This is a genomic window from Segatella oulorum F0390, from assembly GCF_000224615.1.
In the GTDB taxonomy this organism is placed as follows: Bacteria; Bacteroidota; Bacteroidia; order Bacteroidales; family Bacteroidaceae; genus Prevotella; species Prevotella oulorum.
This window is the reverse complement of the sequence record NZ_JH114215.1, coordinates 1,446,145-1,461,284: the sequence shown is the minus strand read 5'-3', so window position 1 is coordinate 1,461,284 and position 15,140 is coordinate 1,446,145. Positions and strand designations below refer to the sequence as shown.

The 15,140-nt window shown below is 50.3% G+C and carries 12 protein-coding genes and 1 pseudogene; 3 read left to right on the top strand and 10 right to left on the bottom strand.

Annotation, left to right across the window (positions count from 1 at the left end; translation table 11 throughout):
• Positions 1-12: 12 nt before the first annotated feature.
• Positions 13-2,616 carry a DNA gyrase subunit A gene (gene gyrA, locus HMPREF9431_RS06295; RefSeq protein ID WP_004380352.1) on the bottom strand — a complete coding sequence of 868 codons (2,604 nt, stop codon included), beginning with the start codon at positions 2,614-2,616 and terminating at the stop codon, positions 13-15.
• A gap of 368 nt (positions 2,617-2,984) precedes the next feature.
• Between gyrA and HMPREF9431_RS12350 the strand changes: the two genes are divergently transcribed.
• Positions 2,985-3,155, top strand: a complete 171-nt coding sequence (locus HMPREF9431_RS12350; RefSeq protein ID WP_004380351.1) for a 4Fe-4S binding protein — start codon at positions 2,985-2,987, stop codon at positions 3,153-3,155.
• 125 nt (positions 3,156-3,280) lie between these two features.
• Here the strand turns inward: HMPREF9431_RS12350 and HMPREF9431_RS06290 are convergent, their stop codons facing one another.
• Complete coding sequence (locus tag HMPREF9431_RS06290) at positions 3,281-3,898, bottom strand: hypothetical protein (RefSeq protein WP_004380350.1); 618 nt, start codon at positions 3,896-3,898, stop codon at positions 3,281-3,283.
• Between the two features lie 243 nt (positions 3,899-4,141).
• On the opposite strand from HMPREF9431_RS06290, the gene rpsO reads away from it, so the two are divergent.
• Complete coding sequence (gene rpsO / locus HMPREF9431_RS06285) at positions 4,142-4,411, top strand: 30S ribosomal protein S15 (protein ID WP_004380348.1); 270 nt, start codon at positions 4,142-4,144, stop codon at positions 4,409-4,411.
• Between the two features lie 96 nt (positions 4,412-4,507).
• Here rpsO and HMPREF9431_RS06280 read toward each other — a convergent pair whose 3' ends face one another.
• The 6 genes and pseudogenes from HMPREF9431_RS06280 to HMPREF9431_RS06250 all read right to left on the bottom strand — a co-directional run bounded on the left by HMPREF9431_RS06280 (position 4,508) and on the right by HMPREF9431_RS06250 (position 10,236).
• Positions 4,508-5,260, bottom strand: a complete 753-nt coding sequence (locus tag HMPREF9431_RS06280) for an exodeoxyribonuclease III (RefSeq protein ID WP_004380347.1) — start codon at positions 5,258-5,260, stop codon at positions 4,508-4,510.
• A gap of 45 nt (positions 5,261-5,305) precedes the next feature.
• Positions 5,306-5,899 (bottom strand): GTP cyclohydrolase I FolE, encoded by a 594-nt coding sequence (gene folE / locus HMPREF9431_RS06275; protein WP_004380346.1) that lies wholly within the window; start codon positions 5,897-5,899, stop codon positions 5,306-5,308.
• 63 nt (positions 5,900-5,962) lie between these two features.
• The gene (locus HMPREF9431_RS06270; RefSeq protein WP_004380345.1) at positions 5,963-6,676 is read right to left on the bottom strand and encodes an SPOR domain-containing protein; all 714 of its coding nucleotides are present in this window, start codon (positions 6,674-6,676) and stop codon (positions 5,963-5,965) included.
• A gap of 433 nt (positions 6,677-7,109) precedes the next feature.
• A pseudogene (locus HMPREF9431_RS12925) lies at positions 7,110-9,192 on the bottom strand (BT_3928 family protein).
• Positions 9,193-9,204: 12 nt separating this feature from the next.
• Positions 9,205-9,753 (bottom strand): DUF1599 domain-containing protein, encoded by a 549-nt coding sequence (locus tag HMPREF9431_RS06255; RefSeq protein WP_004380342.1) that lies wholly within the window; start codon positions 9,751-9,753, stop codon positions 9,205-9,207.
• A gap of 75 nt (positions 9,754-9,828) precedes the next feature.
• Positions 9,829-10,236 carry a hypothetical protein gene (locus tag HMPREF9431_RS06250; protein ID WP_004380341.1) on the bottom strand — a complete coding sequence of 136 codons (408 nt, stop codon included), beginning with the start codon at positions 10,234-10,236 and terminating at the stop codon, positions 9,829-9,831.
• 99 nt (positions 10,237-10,335) lie between these two features.
• On the opposite strand from HMPREF9431_RS06250, the gene HMPREF9431_RS06245 reads away from it, so the two are divergent.
• Positions 10,336-11,787 (top strand): CCA tRNA nucleotidyltransferase, encoded by a 1,452-nt coding sequence (locus tag HMPREF9431_RS06245; protein WP_004380340.1) that lies wholly within the window; start codon positions 10,336-10,338, stop codon positions 11,785-11,787.
• 344 nt (positions 11,788-12,131) lie between these two features.
• Here HMPREF9431_RS06245 and HMPREF9431_RS06240 read toward each other — a convergent pair whose 3' ends face one another.
• Both HMPREF9431_RS06240 and HMPREF9431_RS06235 read right to left on the bottom strand, forming a co-directional pair.
• Positions 12,132-13,289, bottom strand: a complete 1,158-nt coding sequence (locus HMPREF9431_RS06240; protein WP_004380339.1) for a DUF6261 family protein — start codon at positions 13,287-13,289, stop codon at positions 12,132-12,134.
• A 271-nt stretch (positions 13,290-13,560) separates the two neighbouring features.
• Positions 13,561-15,138: a hypothetical protein gene (locus HMPREF9431_RS06235; RefSeq protein ID WP_004380338.1), complete on the bottom strand. Its 1,578-nt coding sequence runs from the start codon at positions 15,136-15,138 to the stop codon at positions 13,561-13,563.
• Between the last annotated feature and the right edge of the window lie 2 nt (positions 15,139-15,140).

Genomic DNA, 15,140 nt, shown 5'->3' with positions numbered 1-15,140 from the left:
TTACTTTAAGTTTTACTGATCTTCATTTGTCTCATCTTCGTCGGTAAGTGACGCCTCATTCTCAAAGTCATCGGCATTGCGTTGCGTGTCTTTTCGAATTTCTTCAGCTTTATTGGCCCACTGTGTGCGGCTCTCTTCCTCAACCGTTGCTTCTAATTCAGAACTCATTACCTTGCAGACGCTGGCAATGACATCGTTCTTTTTAGTAAGGTTGATGAGGCGCACGCCTTGTGTAGCACGTCCCATGACGCGCACTTCGGCTAAAGCTAAACGAATGACGACACCACTCTTGTTGATGATCATGAGGTCGTTCTCGTCGGTCACGTTCTTGATGCTCACCAAACGCCCTGTCTTGTCGGTCACAGCAAGTGTCTTCACACCCTTTCCGCCGCGGTTGGTTACACGGTAGTCTTCAACCAAACTACGTTTACCGTAGCCCTGTTCGCTCACCACCATCACGGTCTCTGTGCTTGCATCGTTGACCGTTATCATGCCAATCACCTCGTCATCACCGCCATCTAAGCGCATGCCACGCACACCTGTTGCCGTGCGTCCCATGGTGCGGATGGTACTTTCGTTGAAGCGAACGGCACGACCATTGCGGTTGGCCATAATCAACTCGTTCTCACCATTGGTCAGACGTACATCCACCACCTCGTCGCCTTCGACGATGTTGATTGCAATCACGCCATTGGCGCGCGGACGACTGTACGCCTCTAACGATGTTTTCTTCACCGTTCCATTCTTGGTAGCGAAGATAACATAGTGCGAGTTGTTGAATTGTTCGTCGTTGAGCCCCTTCAAACGCAAAATCGCATTGATAGCATCATCACTCTCAATGTTGAGCATATTTTGAATGGCACGCCCCTTACTGTTGCGATCGCCCTCGGGAATCTCATAGCATTTGAGCCAATAACAACGTCCTTTTTTCGTGAAAAAGAGCATCGTTTGGTGCATAGTTGCAGGGTAAATAAATTCTGTGAAGTCTTGTTCACGATGCCGGGCAGCCTTTGCTCCCACACCACCCCGTGCTTGTTCGCGGAACTCACTCAGTGGTGTGCGCTTGATATAGCCCATGTGGCTCACAGTGATGACAACGGGATCGTTGGGGTAGAAATCCTCGGGATTAAACTCTTCACTCGAATATTTAATCTCCGTGCGACGCACATCGCCATATTTTTCTTTCACCTCGTTGAGTTCGTCCTTCATCACCTTCTTGCACAATTCGGGGTCATCCAAAATCTGTTGCAAGTAAGCAATCTGCCGTTCTAATTCTTCATATTCAGCATGCAACTGATCCATACGCAGACCGGTGAGCTGACTCAACCGCATGTCGACGATGGCTTTACTCTGCAGTTCGTCTAATTCGAAACGTTGTTCCAAATTGCGTTGTGCATCGGTTGGCGTTTTGCTGGCCCGGATAATGTGCACCACTTCGTCGATGTTGTCGCAGGCAATGATCAGACCTTCTAAGATGTGGGCACGCTCTTGTGCCTTCTTTAAATCATATTTCGTGCGGCGAATGGTCACATCGTGCCGATGCTCAACGAAATATTTCACACAGTCTTTCAGGCTCAACAGCCGCGGACGCCCTTTTACCAAGGCAATACAGTTCACCGAGAACGAGCTTTGCAGCGCCGTCATCTTAAACAATTTGTTCAGAATGACATTCGCGTTGGCATCGTGTTTCACATCAATCACGATGCGCATACCTTGTCGTCCCGACTCATCATTGGCGTTGCTGATACCGTCAATCTTTCCCTCTTTCACCAATTCGGCGATGTATTCAATCAGCGCTTGCTTGTTTACACCATACGGAATCTCGGTGATGACAATCTTATCATGGTTTTCACCACTCTCAATCTCGGCTTTTGCACGCATCACAATGCGCCCACGTCCAGTCTCATAGGCCTGACGTACCCCCTGAATACCATATATATAGGCCCCCGTTGGGAAGTCGGGTGCTTTGATATGTTGCATCAATCCGTCCAACGTTATGTCGGGATTATCGATATAAGCACAGCAACCATCAATCACTTCTCCAAGGTTGTGGGTCGGCATATTCGTGGCCATTCCCACGGCAATACCATTGCCGCCATTCACTAACAGATTGGGAATTTTGGTGGGCATCACGCTTGGTTCTACCAACGTGTCGTCGAAGTTGTTGGTCATGTCGACGGTGTCTTTCTCCAGGTCGTCCATGATGTGTTCGCCCATCTTGCTCAGTCGGCACTCGGTGTAACGCATGGCTGCCGGCGAGTCACCGTCAATCGAGCCGAAGTTTCCTTGTCCGTCGACCAAGGTGTAGCGCATGTTCCAGTCTTGCCCCATGCGCACCAGTGCGCCATATACCGACGAATCACCGTGGGGATGATATTTACCGAGCACTTCACCCACGACGCGTGCACATTTCTTATAAGGCTTATCGCTGGTGTTACCGATGCCCAACATACCATAAAGAATGCGGCGGTGAACGGGTTTAAAGCCGTCGCGCACATCAGGAAGTGCACGCGCCACGATGACCGACATTGAATAGTCAATGTAAGAGGATTTCATTTCCTCCTCGATATTGATTTTCAATATCCGGTCGTTGTCAATTGTCTGATTTTCGTCCATTACTATTTTTGAGAATAATTATTGCGTTGTTTGCTACTCGCTTGTTGAAAGAAAAAATCGCCTGAAAGGCGTTTTATTTTCGTTTTAAGCGATTTTGCATGCTTTTTGTGGCGGCTAAATTACGATTTTTTTTTCATATAGGGTTCGTTGTATTCTTAAAAAAACGCAAACTCCTCATGTCTATGCTGCGGTTGGCAATACTCATTAGTAATGAGTGGAGAAGGCAATGAAACCTTAAATAATTTAAAAACTATACCTAAAAGTAGGTATTTCTCGTGAGAAATCTATATTTTTGCATCGCATTACGGCACAGATTGCCTAATACATATTACAAAAACATTATTTGAACATATAAATTTTAGATGATTATGGCTTACGTAATTGGTAACGATTGTATCGCTTGTGGTACTTGTATTGACGAATGTCCAGTAGGAGCAATCTCTGAAGGTGACATCTATTCTATCAATCCTGACATGTGCACCGAGTGTGGCACTTGCGCTTCTGTTTGTCCCAACGAAGCAATCAGCCTTCCTGAATAAGGCATTCCACTAAGTAAAGAATAGAAAAGGCGTACTACTCTTGTGTAGTACGCCTTTTTTGTGTCGGTTGATGTCGCTGCAGAGTCTGTCCATCAGCATAGCGTTGACAGGGTGGGGCGGCGCGGTTAAAAATTAATCATATAATGGTGTTTGGGCTTTGAAGCATCAAACAGCACGATGCCACAATCGTATAAATCGTAGCTGCGCACCACTTGCGGTTGTTGGATGAGCATTTTCCATGCATCCAAAGCCTCGCGCCGGGCATGGATATCCAATAAAATCAGCATGGACTGGGCTTGCGAACGCTTGATGAGTGCTTGGCAAAGGGCGAGATTATGCTGCGTAAGTGGAAGGCTCGCTACCGAAAATGTTGTTGGCAGCTGGGCTTCATCTAACGGTAAAAACTGGGTTTTGCTGCAACCTTCGTTCACATAATCGGCATAAACATCGGCCTTGTCGCCCGCATGAAACCATTGCTTCGCCTGCAAGTAGTTGGCCAATCGAAAAAACAATCGGCCGCGTTTTTGCACGGCATGTCCTTCGTTGTGGTGGCGATGGCGTAGGGTAGCATAAGCGTAGTAAGGATAATGTTCGGTGAGGACATAGCGAATAAACTGATAGGCTGAGGGCGACTGCACACCAAAACCGCGTGAATATTTCGCCCGGCGCAGCCAAACGCTCCACCGTTTCAGATGATAGAGCGCCCTGTTCACCCATTGTTTTCTCGTCCTTTGCTGATTCATGTCTTTTTTGTGTGCTTGCAAAAGTACGAAAAAAAATAGGATGACAAAATGGCTTCAAGCTGTTAAAAAAGGTTATGTGCAGGGGCTGAAAGCTTGCAAATCGTGTTATTCTGAACTTTTATTACTACCTTTGCTGCGCATTTCGGAAAAGCCGAAGCATTTGAGCGTGTAGCTGTTGTGATTAAGACAGCATGGCATGCGAAAGATGTAAATGATGCAACAACCATTAATCAATTTTAAGCAATGTATTTAGACAAAGCAAAGAAAGAAGAGATTTTCAACGAGTATGGCAAATCAACTACCGATACCGGTTCTGCTGAAAGCCAAATCGCCCTCTTCACCTATCGCATTAAGCACTTAACAGAGCACGTGAAGGCAAACCACAAAGACAATGTAACGACCCGCTCGTTGACGATGTTGGTTGGTAAGCGTCGTGCGTTGCTCGACTATTTGTACAAGCGTGACATTGAGCGCTATCGTGCAATCGTTAAGAAGCTTGGTTTACGTAAGTAAGTTTAAGTTTTTAAATTATAATAAATCCCTGTAACACGTGATGTGTTGCAGGGATTTTTCTTTTTAGCTTCAGCAAAAAGGATGATGCTGTGGCGTTTACAAATCTAAGTCAACCTCCACAGGACAGTGGTCGCTTCCCATGATGTCGGTATGGATTTTGGCATCGGTGAGTTGCGGACGCAGGCGTTCTGAGATGAGGAAATAGTCGATGCGCCATCCCGTATTCTTTTCTCTCGCGCGGAAACGGTAGCTCCACCAGCTGTAGGTTTGTTGCTCGGGGTAGAGCGTTCTGAACGTATCAATGAAACCATGGCCGAGCAGTTGGGTCATTTTAGCCCGCTCTTCGTCGGTAAATCCTGCATTGCGGCGATTGGTTTTTGGATTTTTGAGGTCAATCTCCTCGTGGGCAACGTTCATGTCTCCACAAACAATAACAGGTTTTTGCTCGTCTAACCGGTGCAGATAGGCCTGGAAATCATCTTCCCATTGCATGCGATAGTCCAAGCGGCGCAACTCATCTTGCGAGTTAGGTGTGTAGACGGTGACAAGGAAAAATGACTCATATTCTAACGTGATGACTCGTCCTTCGTGGTCGTGTTCGTCGATACCGATGCCATAGCTAACGGCCAACGGCGCCTGCTTGGCATAGATAGCCGTTCCGCTATAGCCTTTTTTCTCGGCATAGTTCCAAAACGATTGGTAGCCGGGGAACTGCAAATCGAGCTGTCCCGCCTGCATCTTTGTTTCTTGCAGGCAGAAGAAATCGGCATCCAAAGCCTTGAATTGCTGTTCGAAATCTTTGCCCACACAGGCACGAAGCCCATTGACATTCCAGGATATAAATTTCATTTCTTTGTTGTTTAAAGGGTGAATAATCTGCGCTTCGAACGGCATTTAAATGCGTTTCGATTCGCCACGCAGCAGACTCATGAACTCTTGTCGGGTGTTGAGGTCGTTGAACACGCCGCTGAAGTCGCTCGTTGTGGTGATGGAATTCTGTTTTTCCACACCGCGCATCTGCATGCACATGTGTTTGGCTTCAATCACCACCATCACACCTTGCGGGCGCAACGTGGCCTGAATACATTCCTTAATTTGTTGTGTCAAGCGTTCCTGCACCTGCAAACGATGGCTGAAGATGTCGACCACACGCGCAATCTTGCTCAGTCCCGTGATGTAGCCGTTGGGAATGTAGGCCACGTGGCATTTGCCATAGAAGGGGAGCAAATGGTGTTCGCAGAGGGAAAACACGTCGATATCCTTCACAATGACCATCTGGTTATAGTCTTCTTGGAACAGCGCATCGGTCAACACCTGCTGCGGATCTTGCATGTAGCCGCGCGTCAGCACCTGCATTGCCTTAGCCACCCGCATGGGCGTCTTCTCCAATCCTTCGCGTTGCGGGTCTTCGCCCAACAGCGTGAGAATGCTTTTATAATGGGTCGCAAGGTCAGTCAAGCCCTCACGAAATTCGTTTTCCGGATTCATTTGTTCTGTTTTTTGATGTTGATGCCTGCCGGGCATGGCGCGAAGTGCGGCTGTGGGCTGCGCTTAGTCCTGCACGGTGATTTTTCCTTTCACGATGTTGGCTTGCCGATAGCCCAAGGCTTTCACCTTTTGCAGCATGCGTTCGGCCTCTTCAAACGTGCGATAGTTGCCCACACGGCATATCCAGTGGGGCGAATAGAAATGCACATAGACGGGCTCTTCGGGATATTTTGTTTTGATGACGATGCTGGCTTGCTCGGCCTTTTGCCGGTCGATGCGCGAGTTGCCGCCCGCGAAAGCCTGCACCCGATAGCCCACAATCTTGCGACTGCCGCGCATCACCTTTTTGCGCATGTCCACAATGGGTGCTTCTTCTTCGTCGGATTCGGGCGTTTTTGTGGTCGAATCTGTGCGCTTTTGCTCCGTAGTTTCGCGTTGTTCGGTAGGCTTTTTCTCTGTCGTTTCTTTCGGACGCACTTGTTTGGCCGAATCTTTGTCGGCCACATGGTGGGTTGTGGGCTTTGTTTCCTTTTTCTCTTTGTCGGGTTTCTGCGTTGTGCCTGCTGATTTGGGCATGGCCTCTTTCTTCTCCTGTGGCTGCGTTGTAGCCTTTGTTGCGGCGCGGCCATTCACAAGGTCATCGATTTCTTTACTTTGCGTAACCGTTACGACACCCATTCCCGCCTCACGTTTCTTGACGTGGTCGAGGAACGTTTGTGCCGAAACCGAAAGCGTAGCGCAAAGCATCAACCATAGAAAACAAGCTAACTTTTTCATCTTTATCCTAAATCAAAATTTATGAGCACCTGTGCAACACACAGCTTTTTTGTCTTTTTATCGTCTCCGCGCGGCGCGGTAACAATATTTTTCTCCTTTTATCGTCTCCGTGCAGCGCGGTAACAATATTTTTCTCCTTTTATCGTCACCGTGCGGCGCGGGAACAATATTTTCTCCTTTTATCGTCTCCGTGCGGCGCGGTAACAATATTTTTCTCCTTTTATCGTCTCCGTGCGGCGCGGTAACAATATTTTTCTCTTTTTATCGTCACCGTGCGGCGCGGGAACAATATTTTCATCCTTTTATCGTCTCCGCGTGGCGCGGGAACAATATTTTTTGCGTTTGGCAGCAATCTTTTATAGCAAAAACGCAAGTGGCGATATGTAATTGCAGGAACGCACGGACGGTGCATTCCTGCAATAGGGATTGATTTTTACTTCTTCCAAGCGTCGATAATGGCTTTGAAATCAACGGGCTTCAGCGAAGCACCGCCAATCAAACCGCCATCGATGTTGGGCTTAGCGAAGAGTTCGCCGGCATTCGATGCGTTGCAGCTGCCACCATAAAGGATGGTTGTGTCTTCGGCTGCAGCCTGACCATACTTCTCTGCTACGATAGAACGAATGTAGGCCAGCATCTCTTCGGCTTGGTCGGATGTGGCTGTTTTGCCGGTGCCGATGGCCCAAATGGGTTCGTAGGCCAAAACAATGTTCTTCCACTCTTCGGCAGAGAGATTGAACACGCTGCCTTCGAGCTCGGCCTTTACCACTGCGTTTTGGCGGTTGTCCTCGCGCTCTTCCAAAGTTTCACCGCAGCAGAAGATGACTTTCAAACCATGCTTCAAGGCCAGGAGCACTTTCTCTTTCAAGATTTCTGCAGTCTCGCCATAGTATTGGCGACGCTCAGAGTGGCCGAGAATGACATATTGTGCGCCGGTGCTCTTCACCATTTCGGCAGACACTTCGCCCGTGTAAGCGCCCTTCTCTTTGTCGGCACAGTTCTCAGCACCTAAGCCAACCACACTGCCTTTGAGCACTTCGGCCACGCTGGCCAAGTGGATGAAAGGCGTGCAAACCACCACGTCGCAGTGGGGCTTGTCGTTAGCCAAAGAGTCCTTTACGTTGGTTGCCAATGCAACTCCATCTTGCAGGTTGAGGTTCATTTTCCAGTTACCTGCTACCATTTTCTTTCTCATATTGATTTTTTTTATTAAAGAGTTGATATAAATTGTCTTTATTCTTTTTTTCTTTCAGGCGCACCCACTGGCTCCATGCCCAGAAGCGGTCGGCTAAAGTGAGCAAAGTGAGTGGGAGGACGAACCAAAGCACGATGACAATGATTTTGCTGGGCACCGAGTCTTGGGGCATCTTGGCCCATGTGGCCTGCGCGATGGGGCGCAAAAGGTCGTCGCCGGCGGGCAAAGCGTTGTGGCTCCATTTGTTGATGATGATGCCATTGTGGAGCAACAACAAGCCCGGGTTGCTGCGAATAATGGTCTTCAAGACCGTCTCGTCGGTCGAGAAGAATGGATATTCGGCGCCGGTGAGGTCAATCCATCGGCGAATGGCCTTGTCTGTGCTGGCCGTTAAACCATAGAAGGGGATGCGCTGTTGCTGTGCATATTCGTAGAGCTGGTCGATATCGCCAAAGTTACCGTCGTCGGCCGTTTCTAAATGGGGGGCAATGAGCAAAAAGGTGTAGCCCTTGTGTTGCAGGATTTTTGTCGTGAGATCGTCGCCCGTGCGCAAATCCTCTATTGCGAAATCGTGAATGGGCGGAACGTAACCGGCCTTCACGAGGGTTGTCTTGCTGTCGATGAACGTCCAGGTGGAGTCGGGGTAGTTGTCCAGCGTGAAGATTTTTTGCTGACCATTCTTGCTCAAGATAAACGTTGTTTCGTATTGGGGACGAGGTGCTCCTGCAGGGGTTTCCATCGCTTGGGGTATGTTCACGCCAATGCGATAGGGACGAAAGTCAAACTGCGGCAAATCATACAGGCTCCAAAGGCTGTTGATGAGCGTGAACACCAGCGTGTAGTTGATGATAATCCATTGGGTGTTTTTGCGCACAAAGCGTGTCATGTAGAGCGGTTTCCAGCCCACGACGGCACTGCAAGCCAGCAATACAATGTTTTTGAGCAGAGTTTGTGTGTTGGTGAGATGGATGGCATCGCCAAAGCAACCGCAATCTTTCACGGTGTTGCTGAGTGCCAATCCCAATGTCACCAGCGTCATGAACACCATGAAGATGAAGGTCAGCCGCGAGGTTTGGCGTCGGCGGATGGCAAACAAAAGCAAAATTCCCAAGGTGAATTCCAAGGCCGAGAGCGCCACCGATGTGCCCAATAACAGCAGCTGGGGCACCGCACCCGTTAGATGGAGTGCGCCCAAATAGTCCTGCAATTTATATTGCGTTCCCATCGGGTCGATGGCTTTCACATAGCCCGAGAAGATGAAAACGAGCGCCAATATAAATCGGCTGACCTGAATGAGCCATTTTAAGAACTGTTGCCTCACACTGATGGTTGCTTAAGTTGCTTCGTTGAGTTTGACCACACCGAAAACGGCATAGTTGATGATGTCCATATAGTTGGCATCAATACCTTCAGAGACTAAGGTCGCACCGCCAAGGTTTTCAATCTCCTTGATGCGTTGCAGCTTAGTTAAAATCAAATCTGTGTAGCTACTGATGCGCATCTCGCGCCACGCTTCATCGTAGTCGTGGTTCTTTCTTTTCATCAGTTGAAAAGCTGTTTCGGCTTGCGCATCATAGGCTTCTAAAGCCGCTTCGGGCGTGAGATCGATGGTGTCGGCAAATCCTTTTTGTAATTGAATGAGCCCGATGATGCCATAGTTAATCAACCCGATAAACTCGGGTCGGATGCCTTCGTCGACCAAAGCCTCGTGCTTAATTTCAATCGAGCGAATGCGTTTGGCTTTGATATAGAGTTGATCGGTAAGCGAGGATGGGCGTAGAATGCGCCAAGAAGCGCCATAATCATGCAGCTTTTTGGCAAAAAGTTCACGACATTCGTGAAGCACATCCCTGAATTGTTCCTCGGTTTTGCTTTTGTTCATTGATGCTATTTCTTAGGCTTGCAAAGTTACTGTTTTATGCTGAAATAGCCAAATTTTAGGCTTTTGGATGCCCGTTTAGGGGTGTTGCTGCCGGTAGTGTATCATGCGCACCACGCCACACATCGCTTCATAGCGTGCTTTGAGCGAGTCGCAACGCACGCGCAGCAAATTCTTCGTGCGCAGGTCTTGTGTGGTTTGCAATGTGGCCAACGTGGCTTGCAACGTTGAGTCGGTCGTTGCCACATCACTTTGTGCCATGTGCAACGAGGCATTCTGCCATATTTTGAGTGCCGCCTTTCGTGCTTTCACCGCCTCGGGATAGTCTTTGCGCAAGGCCATGATCGAGTCCAGCGTGGCACGATAATGCCCCTTGTCATAGAGCTGTTGAATTTCCGACATCAACGCAGCTGCTTTGTCCTCCTGCGTCTCGGCGCAACTGCAAAGCAGCGTGCAGAGCAATAGCAACGAAAAACAATTCTTCATGGCTGCAAAAGTATAAAAAATGGGGTGAAACGCCCACTTTGCCCTCGCTTTTTAGTAACTTTGCAGGCAATTTAAAGCACGTTAAGAGAAAAGATAGGAATGAGAAATCTCACGAAGAACGATTTAGCAGCACTACTCAATCAGGATATATTTCACCAAATTTCAGCCGCAGCCGACCGCTTGGGCATGCCTTGTTATGTGGTTGGCGGCTATGTGCGCGACCTGTTTTTAGAGCGCTCTTCCAACGACATCGATGTGGTGGTCGTGGGCAGTGGCATACAGGTGGCCAACGCGTTGAAGCAGGCGTTGGGCAAGAAAGCCTACCTCAGCGTGTTTAAAAACTTTGGCACAGCGCAGGTGAAATATCGTGACTTGGAGGTGGAATTTGTGGGTGCACGCAAGGAGAGCTACAGCCACGATTCGCGCAAACCGCATGTGGAAGATGGCACATTGGAAGACGATCAGAACCGCAGAGATTTCACCATTAACGCCTTGGCCGTGTGTTTGAATGCGTCCCATTTCGGCGAACTTGTCGACCCTTTCGATGGCTTGTATGATTTGGAGGATGGCCTCATCCGTACACCGCTCGACCCCGACATCACTTTTTCCGACGACCCGCTGCGCATGTTGCGCTGCGTGCGTTTTGCGGCACAGCTCAATTTCTTCATCGACGACGAAACCTTCGACGCCCTCACGCGCAATGCCGAGCGCATCAGCATCATCAGTGGCGAGCGCATCGTGGGCGAACTCCATAAAATCATGCTCACAGCCACGCCCAGCAAAGGCTTCATCGATCTCTATCGTTGCGGCCTGTTGCAGCGCATCATTCCCGAGCTCACGGCGTTAGACATTGTGGAAACGCGCAATGGTCGTGCCCACAAAAACAATTTCTATCACACCCTTGAAGTGGTAGACAATCTGGCAAAAGCGCAACAAACGGCCGGAATCACAGGTGAAACGCAGCTGTGGTTGCGCTGGGCAGCACTCTTCCACGATATCGGGAAACCCCGTTGCAAGCGCTGGGACAACGTTTCCGGCTGGACCTTTCACAACCACAACTTCGTGGGAGCGAAGATGATTCCCTCCATCTTTCGGCGCATGAAACTGCCCATGGACAGCAAAATGAAATATGTGCAAAAGATGGTCGACCTGCACATGCGCCCCATCACGATTGCCAATGAGGAGGTGACCGACAGTGCGGTGCGCCGCTTGCTGAACGATGCGGGCGACGATATCAACGACCTGATGATGTTGTGCGAGGCCGACATCACAAGCAAAAACCGTGTGAAGAAGCAGCGGTTCTTAGACAATTTCCGCCTCGTGCGCCAAAAGTTGGCCGACCTGCAGGAGCGCGATTTCAAACGTTTGTTGCAGCCTTGCATCGATGGCAACGAGATTATGGAGCTGTTTCATCTCGGCCCTTGCCGCGAAGTGGGCCAATTAAAACAAACCTTGAAGGATGCCGTGCTCGACAATAAGGTGCCCAACGAGCGTGAACCACTCATGGCCTTGCTCATGAAAAAGGCCAAAGCCATGGGTTTGGTGGAGTAGGCACACGCGCCCACTCTTCTTCCTCGGTGATTCATCCCTACCATCTCCGTTATACATCCGCGCACAATCATCCCCAAACGGGACCAACCATCCACGCGCAATCCACCCAAATGAAACCGTAGGGGCGAACATCCATGCACAATTCTCTCAAGCAAAATGCGTAGGGGCGGTGCCTGTGTGCCCGCCCGAACGTCCGCACAGCGGCGTTTCCATACGCAAATGGATGAATGCAACTACACACACATCGGGGGCGGAAATGCATCGCGCACTCCCGCCCCCATTCTTTAAAACAAGTTGTGTATGCAAACTGGCATCGAGATGATGCCCATTTGTTTTAAAGCAAGCTATTTCTTCGGTGTGATTGTGGCACCGCCTTGGCCACTGCCGCCGGGTTTATTACCACCGGGATTACCCGAACCGCTGCCACTACCTGAACCGCTGCCTTGGCTGCCGTTTCCAGACCCGCCGTTGCCAGACCCACCATTACCGGAACCACCACCGTTTCCGCCGTTACCGGAATTGCCATTGCCAGAACTGCCGTTATCAGAGCCGCCATTCTTCTTCCCGCCGTTCTTCGCCTTGGGCACTTCCGACTCGGCCACCTGCACTAACTTCTTCCTACTCACCTTCACCCAAACGCCGGACGAACGGCCGTCGATGGTCAGGCGATAGCATTTTGAAGCGCCCGAGCCGCGGCTCTCGCCCGAATAATGCAGGGCTTCGGCGGCCACGCCCAATATCTTTGCAAAGTCATCGAACAGCGGCGTGAGCATCTTGCGTTGCTCTTCGATTTTCGCCGCATTGGCCTTCGCATTCGACGTTTCGCGCTGTTTGAGCAGCGTGTGGCGGTTGTCCACCAACTGGTTGTAGCGGTTGATGAGCGCGGTGATGGCTGCCGACGGCTCGAGATCGTCCAACGAATCGATGCGGCGCACCACAGCGTCGATGGCCTTGTCGGTGACGCGGCGCAGGGCTTTCATGTCATACAGCTTTTTGTCGCCGGCAAACCGTCCGCGGAAGGCCTCGTCGAACGCCTGATTGTGGTCGCCGATGCGCTTCACGGCCCCCTCGGCATGCAGCACCTTCAGAGCTTTTGCGGCCTCCGTCTCGGCCAAATCGGCCAACAGATTTTTCAGTCCGCCCGTCTCCTTGTCATAGTTCATCGTAGCCACACCGGCATAGCGTTTCATGATTTCGCTGACGCGTTTCGCCGCCTCCAACTCTTCCGCCTCCTCGCTGTAGAGGCCCGCGTCCACGGCATGTTGCAGCGAATAGTAGGCCTTGTCGCGTCGGTCGTCCAACTCGCGCAGCTGCGCATTCATCGCGTTTCCCCGTTGCGGAAACACCGCCTCGTCCTCGGCTTTGAAGGCATCCTCCAACGGTTTCAACACAGCGGTTAATTTTGCCACGTTCGCCTCCTTGGCCATGCTGAGCAAGTGGCTCGTAAACTGGTAATGCTCCAAGTGTTGAAGATTACATCTTCTTAAAAATTTAATTTCCATTGTACATTTGTTTAGATTATAAAAAATATGTTCCGCAGATGCGGATATGCGAATTTACAAAATATTCTTCGTTCCGCAGGTGCTGAACGCCTATTTTTTTCATTTTTCTTCGTTCCGCAGGTGCTGAACAGCTGTTTTTCTCATTTTTAGTTGTTCCGCAGGTGCTGAACAGCTGTTTTTCTTATTTTTGGTTGTTCCGCACCCGCTGAACGAGTTTTTTTTCGTTATGGCAGTTGTTCGCCCGTGGACGAACAACTGCTTCCTTCTCATTTTATTGGAATTTCACGGCGCGGCGGGCATAGCTGCGCGCGTTGCCGATATAATTCCAGTTACACATAATAGTACCCATTGAGAAAAACCAAATATAAGGGCCTATTAATTCATTGCCTGCAAGATAGCCATCACGAATGGGGCAACTGGTACTTGTCCAATAACTGGCATAGCCAAACTCGTCGTTGCCGGGCAAGGTGAAATATTTTTTCATCTCGCTTGGGCTGGGACTTCCTTCTCGTGCCCCTTTTATAAAAACGGTAACACTTGGGTCATAGCCGGGGAACCTTGAAGGATCTCGTGCCGCTTGATCATCTGGTTGCCCCGTGGCATCGGCTGGTATTGAGGTGGGGATGGCCGTTTTGCTGGCACCGTGGTCGGCCACGAGATAGGCCCATTTTTTGAAGCGACGCACACCTTTGTACACCTTTCCGTTTGCCGTCCAAAATTCGTCGTCATCTTTGTAGGCATAGAAGGTCAGATACCAGGCTGCTTCAATCTGCGTGGGGCAGTCGCGGCATGAATACTGCGCCACCTCGGCATGGCCGGCGGTAAAATTGTCGTTAAACCATCGGTCGGGGTCGGCGGCTTTGCTCTGTGGGGCATCGGCCGCGGTGTAGGGAGGCGTCTTGCCGTAGTAATAGGAGCGCTTGGCATCCCACATGTAGAGGGTGGTCTCTTGCGAATAGTCCTTCACCAGGTCGGAGGCAAAGTCATAGAAGCCGTTGGCATCATAGGTTTGCGACGGCACGTTGGTGGTGACGGTTCCAGTGGTGTTGGTGGCAGGATTATAGAGCTCGTAAACGATGTTGAGCGCCGTGGTCTGCGGTGCCATGACGATGTAGCAGGCGTTGTCGATGGCATAGCTGGCGGGCAGCGTGAAGTCGTTCACGGTGAGCTTGATTTCTTTTGTGCCGTTGGCCGTTGGTGCGGCCGAGAGCCCAGCGGTGGTGAGGGCATAGTCGCCGGCAATGTCGTTTTCGGCCTTGATGGTGACCGATTTCAGCTTGAAATTGCGTGCCAAGGGGTTGCTTGTGAACGGCATCAGGCAGAGGTAGGCGGCCTTGTGCTCTAACTGAAAAAGATATTCGTTGGTGTTCATCGGATTGATGGTGGCCGAGGCTACGCCGCAGTCGCCCGACACGCCGAGATGGGCGAAATCGTTGGGTGAGGTTTGGCTTTGCGTGGCCTTGATGGTGACGCGGTTGGCCATGGTGCTGGCCTTGCCGGTGTAGTAGACATCGTAGGACGGTGCTGTGAGCGTGCCGGGCATGCTGAATTGTGCATGAGCCATTCTGCCCGTGATGTTGCTCGAAATGCTCGAGACGAACGTGCCGCTGTTGTCAATCCAAATGTTGTCGCCCGCTTCCCAAAACACATCGGCACCGTTGCCAATGGTGTGGTTGAGCGTGGTGCGTGTGGGCACCGTAGCTTGGGTGGCAAAGGTGGTGAACGTTTCGGGTTGCGTGGGTTGGGTGTTGTCCTTGTCTTTGTCGCCCATTTCGCCGGCACAGCCTGTCCACAATGCTAAAAAGGCGCAGGCAGACAGCGCAAGCACATTGAATTTTATTTTCTTCATAC

Coding starts and splice junctions, on each gene's coding strand:
- HMPREF9431_RS06240 (WP_004380339.1), bottom strand. CDS start 13,289: ATGGAAATTAAATTTTTAAGAAGATGTAATCTTCAACACTTGGAGCAT.
- rpsO (WP_004380348.1), top strand. CDS start 4,142: ATGTATTTAGACAAAGCAAAGAAAGAAGAGATTTTCAACGAGTATGGC.
- gyrA (WP_004380352.1), bottom strand. CDS start 2,616: ATGGACGAAAATCAGACAATTGACAACGACCGGATATTGAAAATCAAT.
- HMPREF9431_RS06245 (WP_004380340.1), top strand. CDS start 10,336: ATGAGAAATCTCACGAAGAACGATTTAGCAGCACTACTCAATCAGGAT.
- HMPREF9431_RS12350 (WP_004380351.1), top strand. CDS start 2,985: ATGGCTTACGTAATTGGTAACGATTGTATCGCTTGTGGTACTTGTATT.
- HMPREF9431_RS06255 (WP_004380342.1), bottom strand. CDS start 9,753: ATGAACAAAAGCAAAACCGAGGAACAATTCAGGGATGTGCTTCACGAA.
- HMPREF9431_RS06290 (WP_004380350.1), bottom strand. CDS start 3,898: ATGAATCAGCAAAGGACGAGAAAACAATGGGTGAACAGGGCGCTCTAT.
- HMPREF9431_RS06270 (WP_004380345.1), bottom strand. CDS start 6,676: ATGAAAAAGTTAGCTTGTTTTCTATGGTTGATGCTTTGCGCTACGCTT.
- HMPREF9431_RS06250 (WP_004380341.1), bottom strand. CDS start 10,236: ATGAAGAATTGTTTTTCGTTGCTATTGCTCTGCACGCTGCTTTGCAGT.
- HMPREF9431_RS06235 (WP_004380338.1), bottom strand. CDS start 15,138: ATGAAGAAAATAAAATTCAATGTGCTTGCGCTGTCTGCCTGCGCCTTT.
- folE (WP_004380346.1), bottom strand. CDS start 5,899: ATGAATCCGGAAAACGAATTTCGTGAGGGCTTGACTGACCTTGCGACC.
- HMPREF9431_RS06280 (WP_004380347.1), bottom strand. CDS start 5,260: ATGAAATTTATATCCTGGAATGTCAATGGGCTTCGTGCCTGTGTGGGC.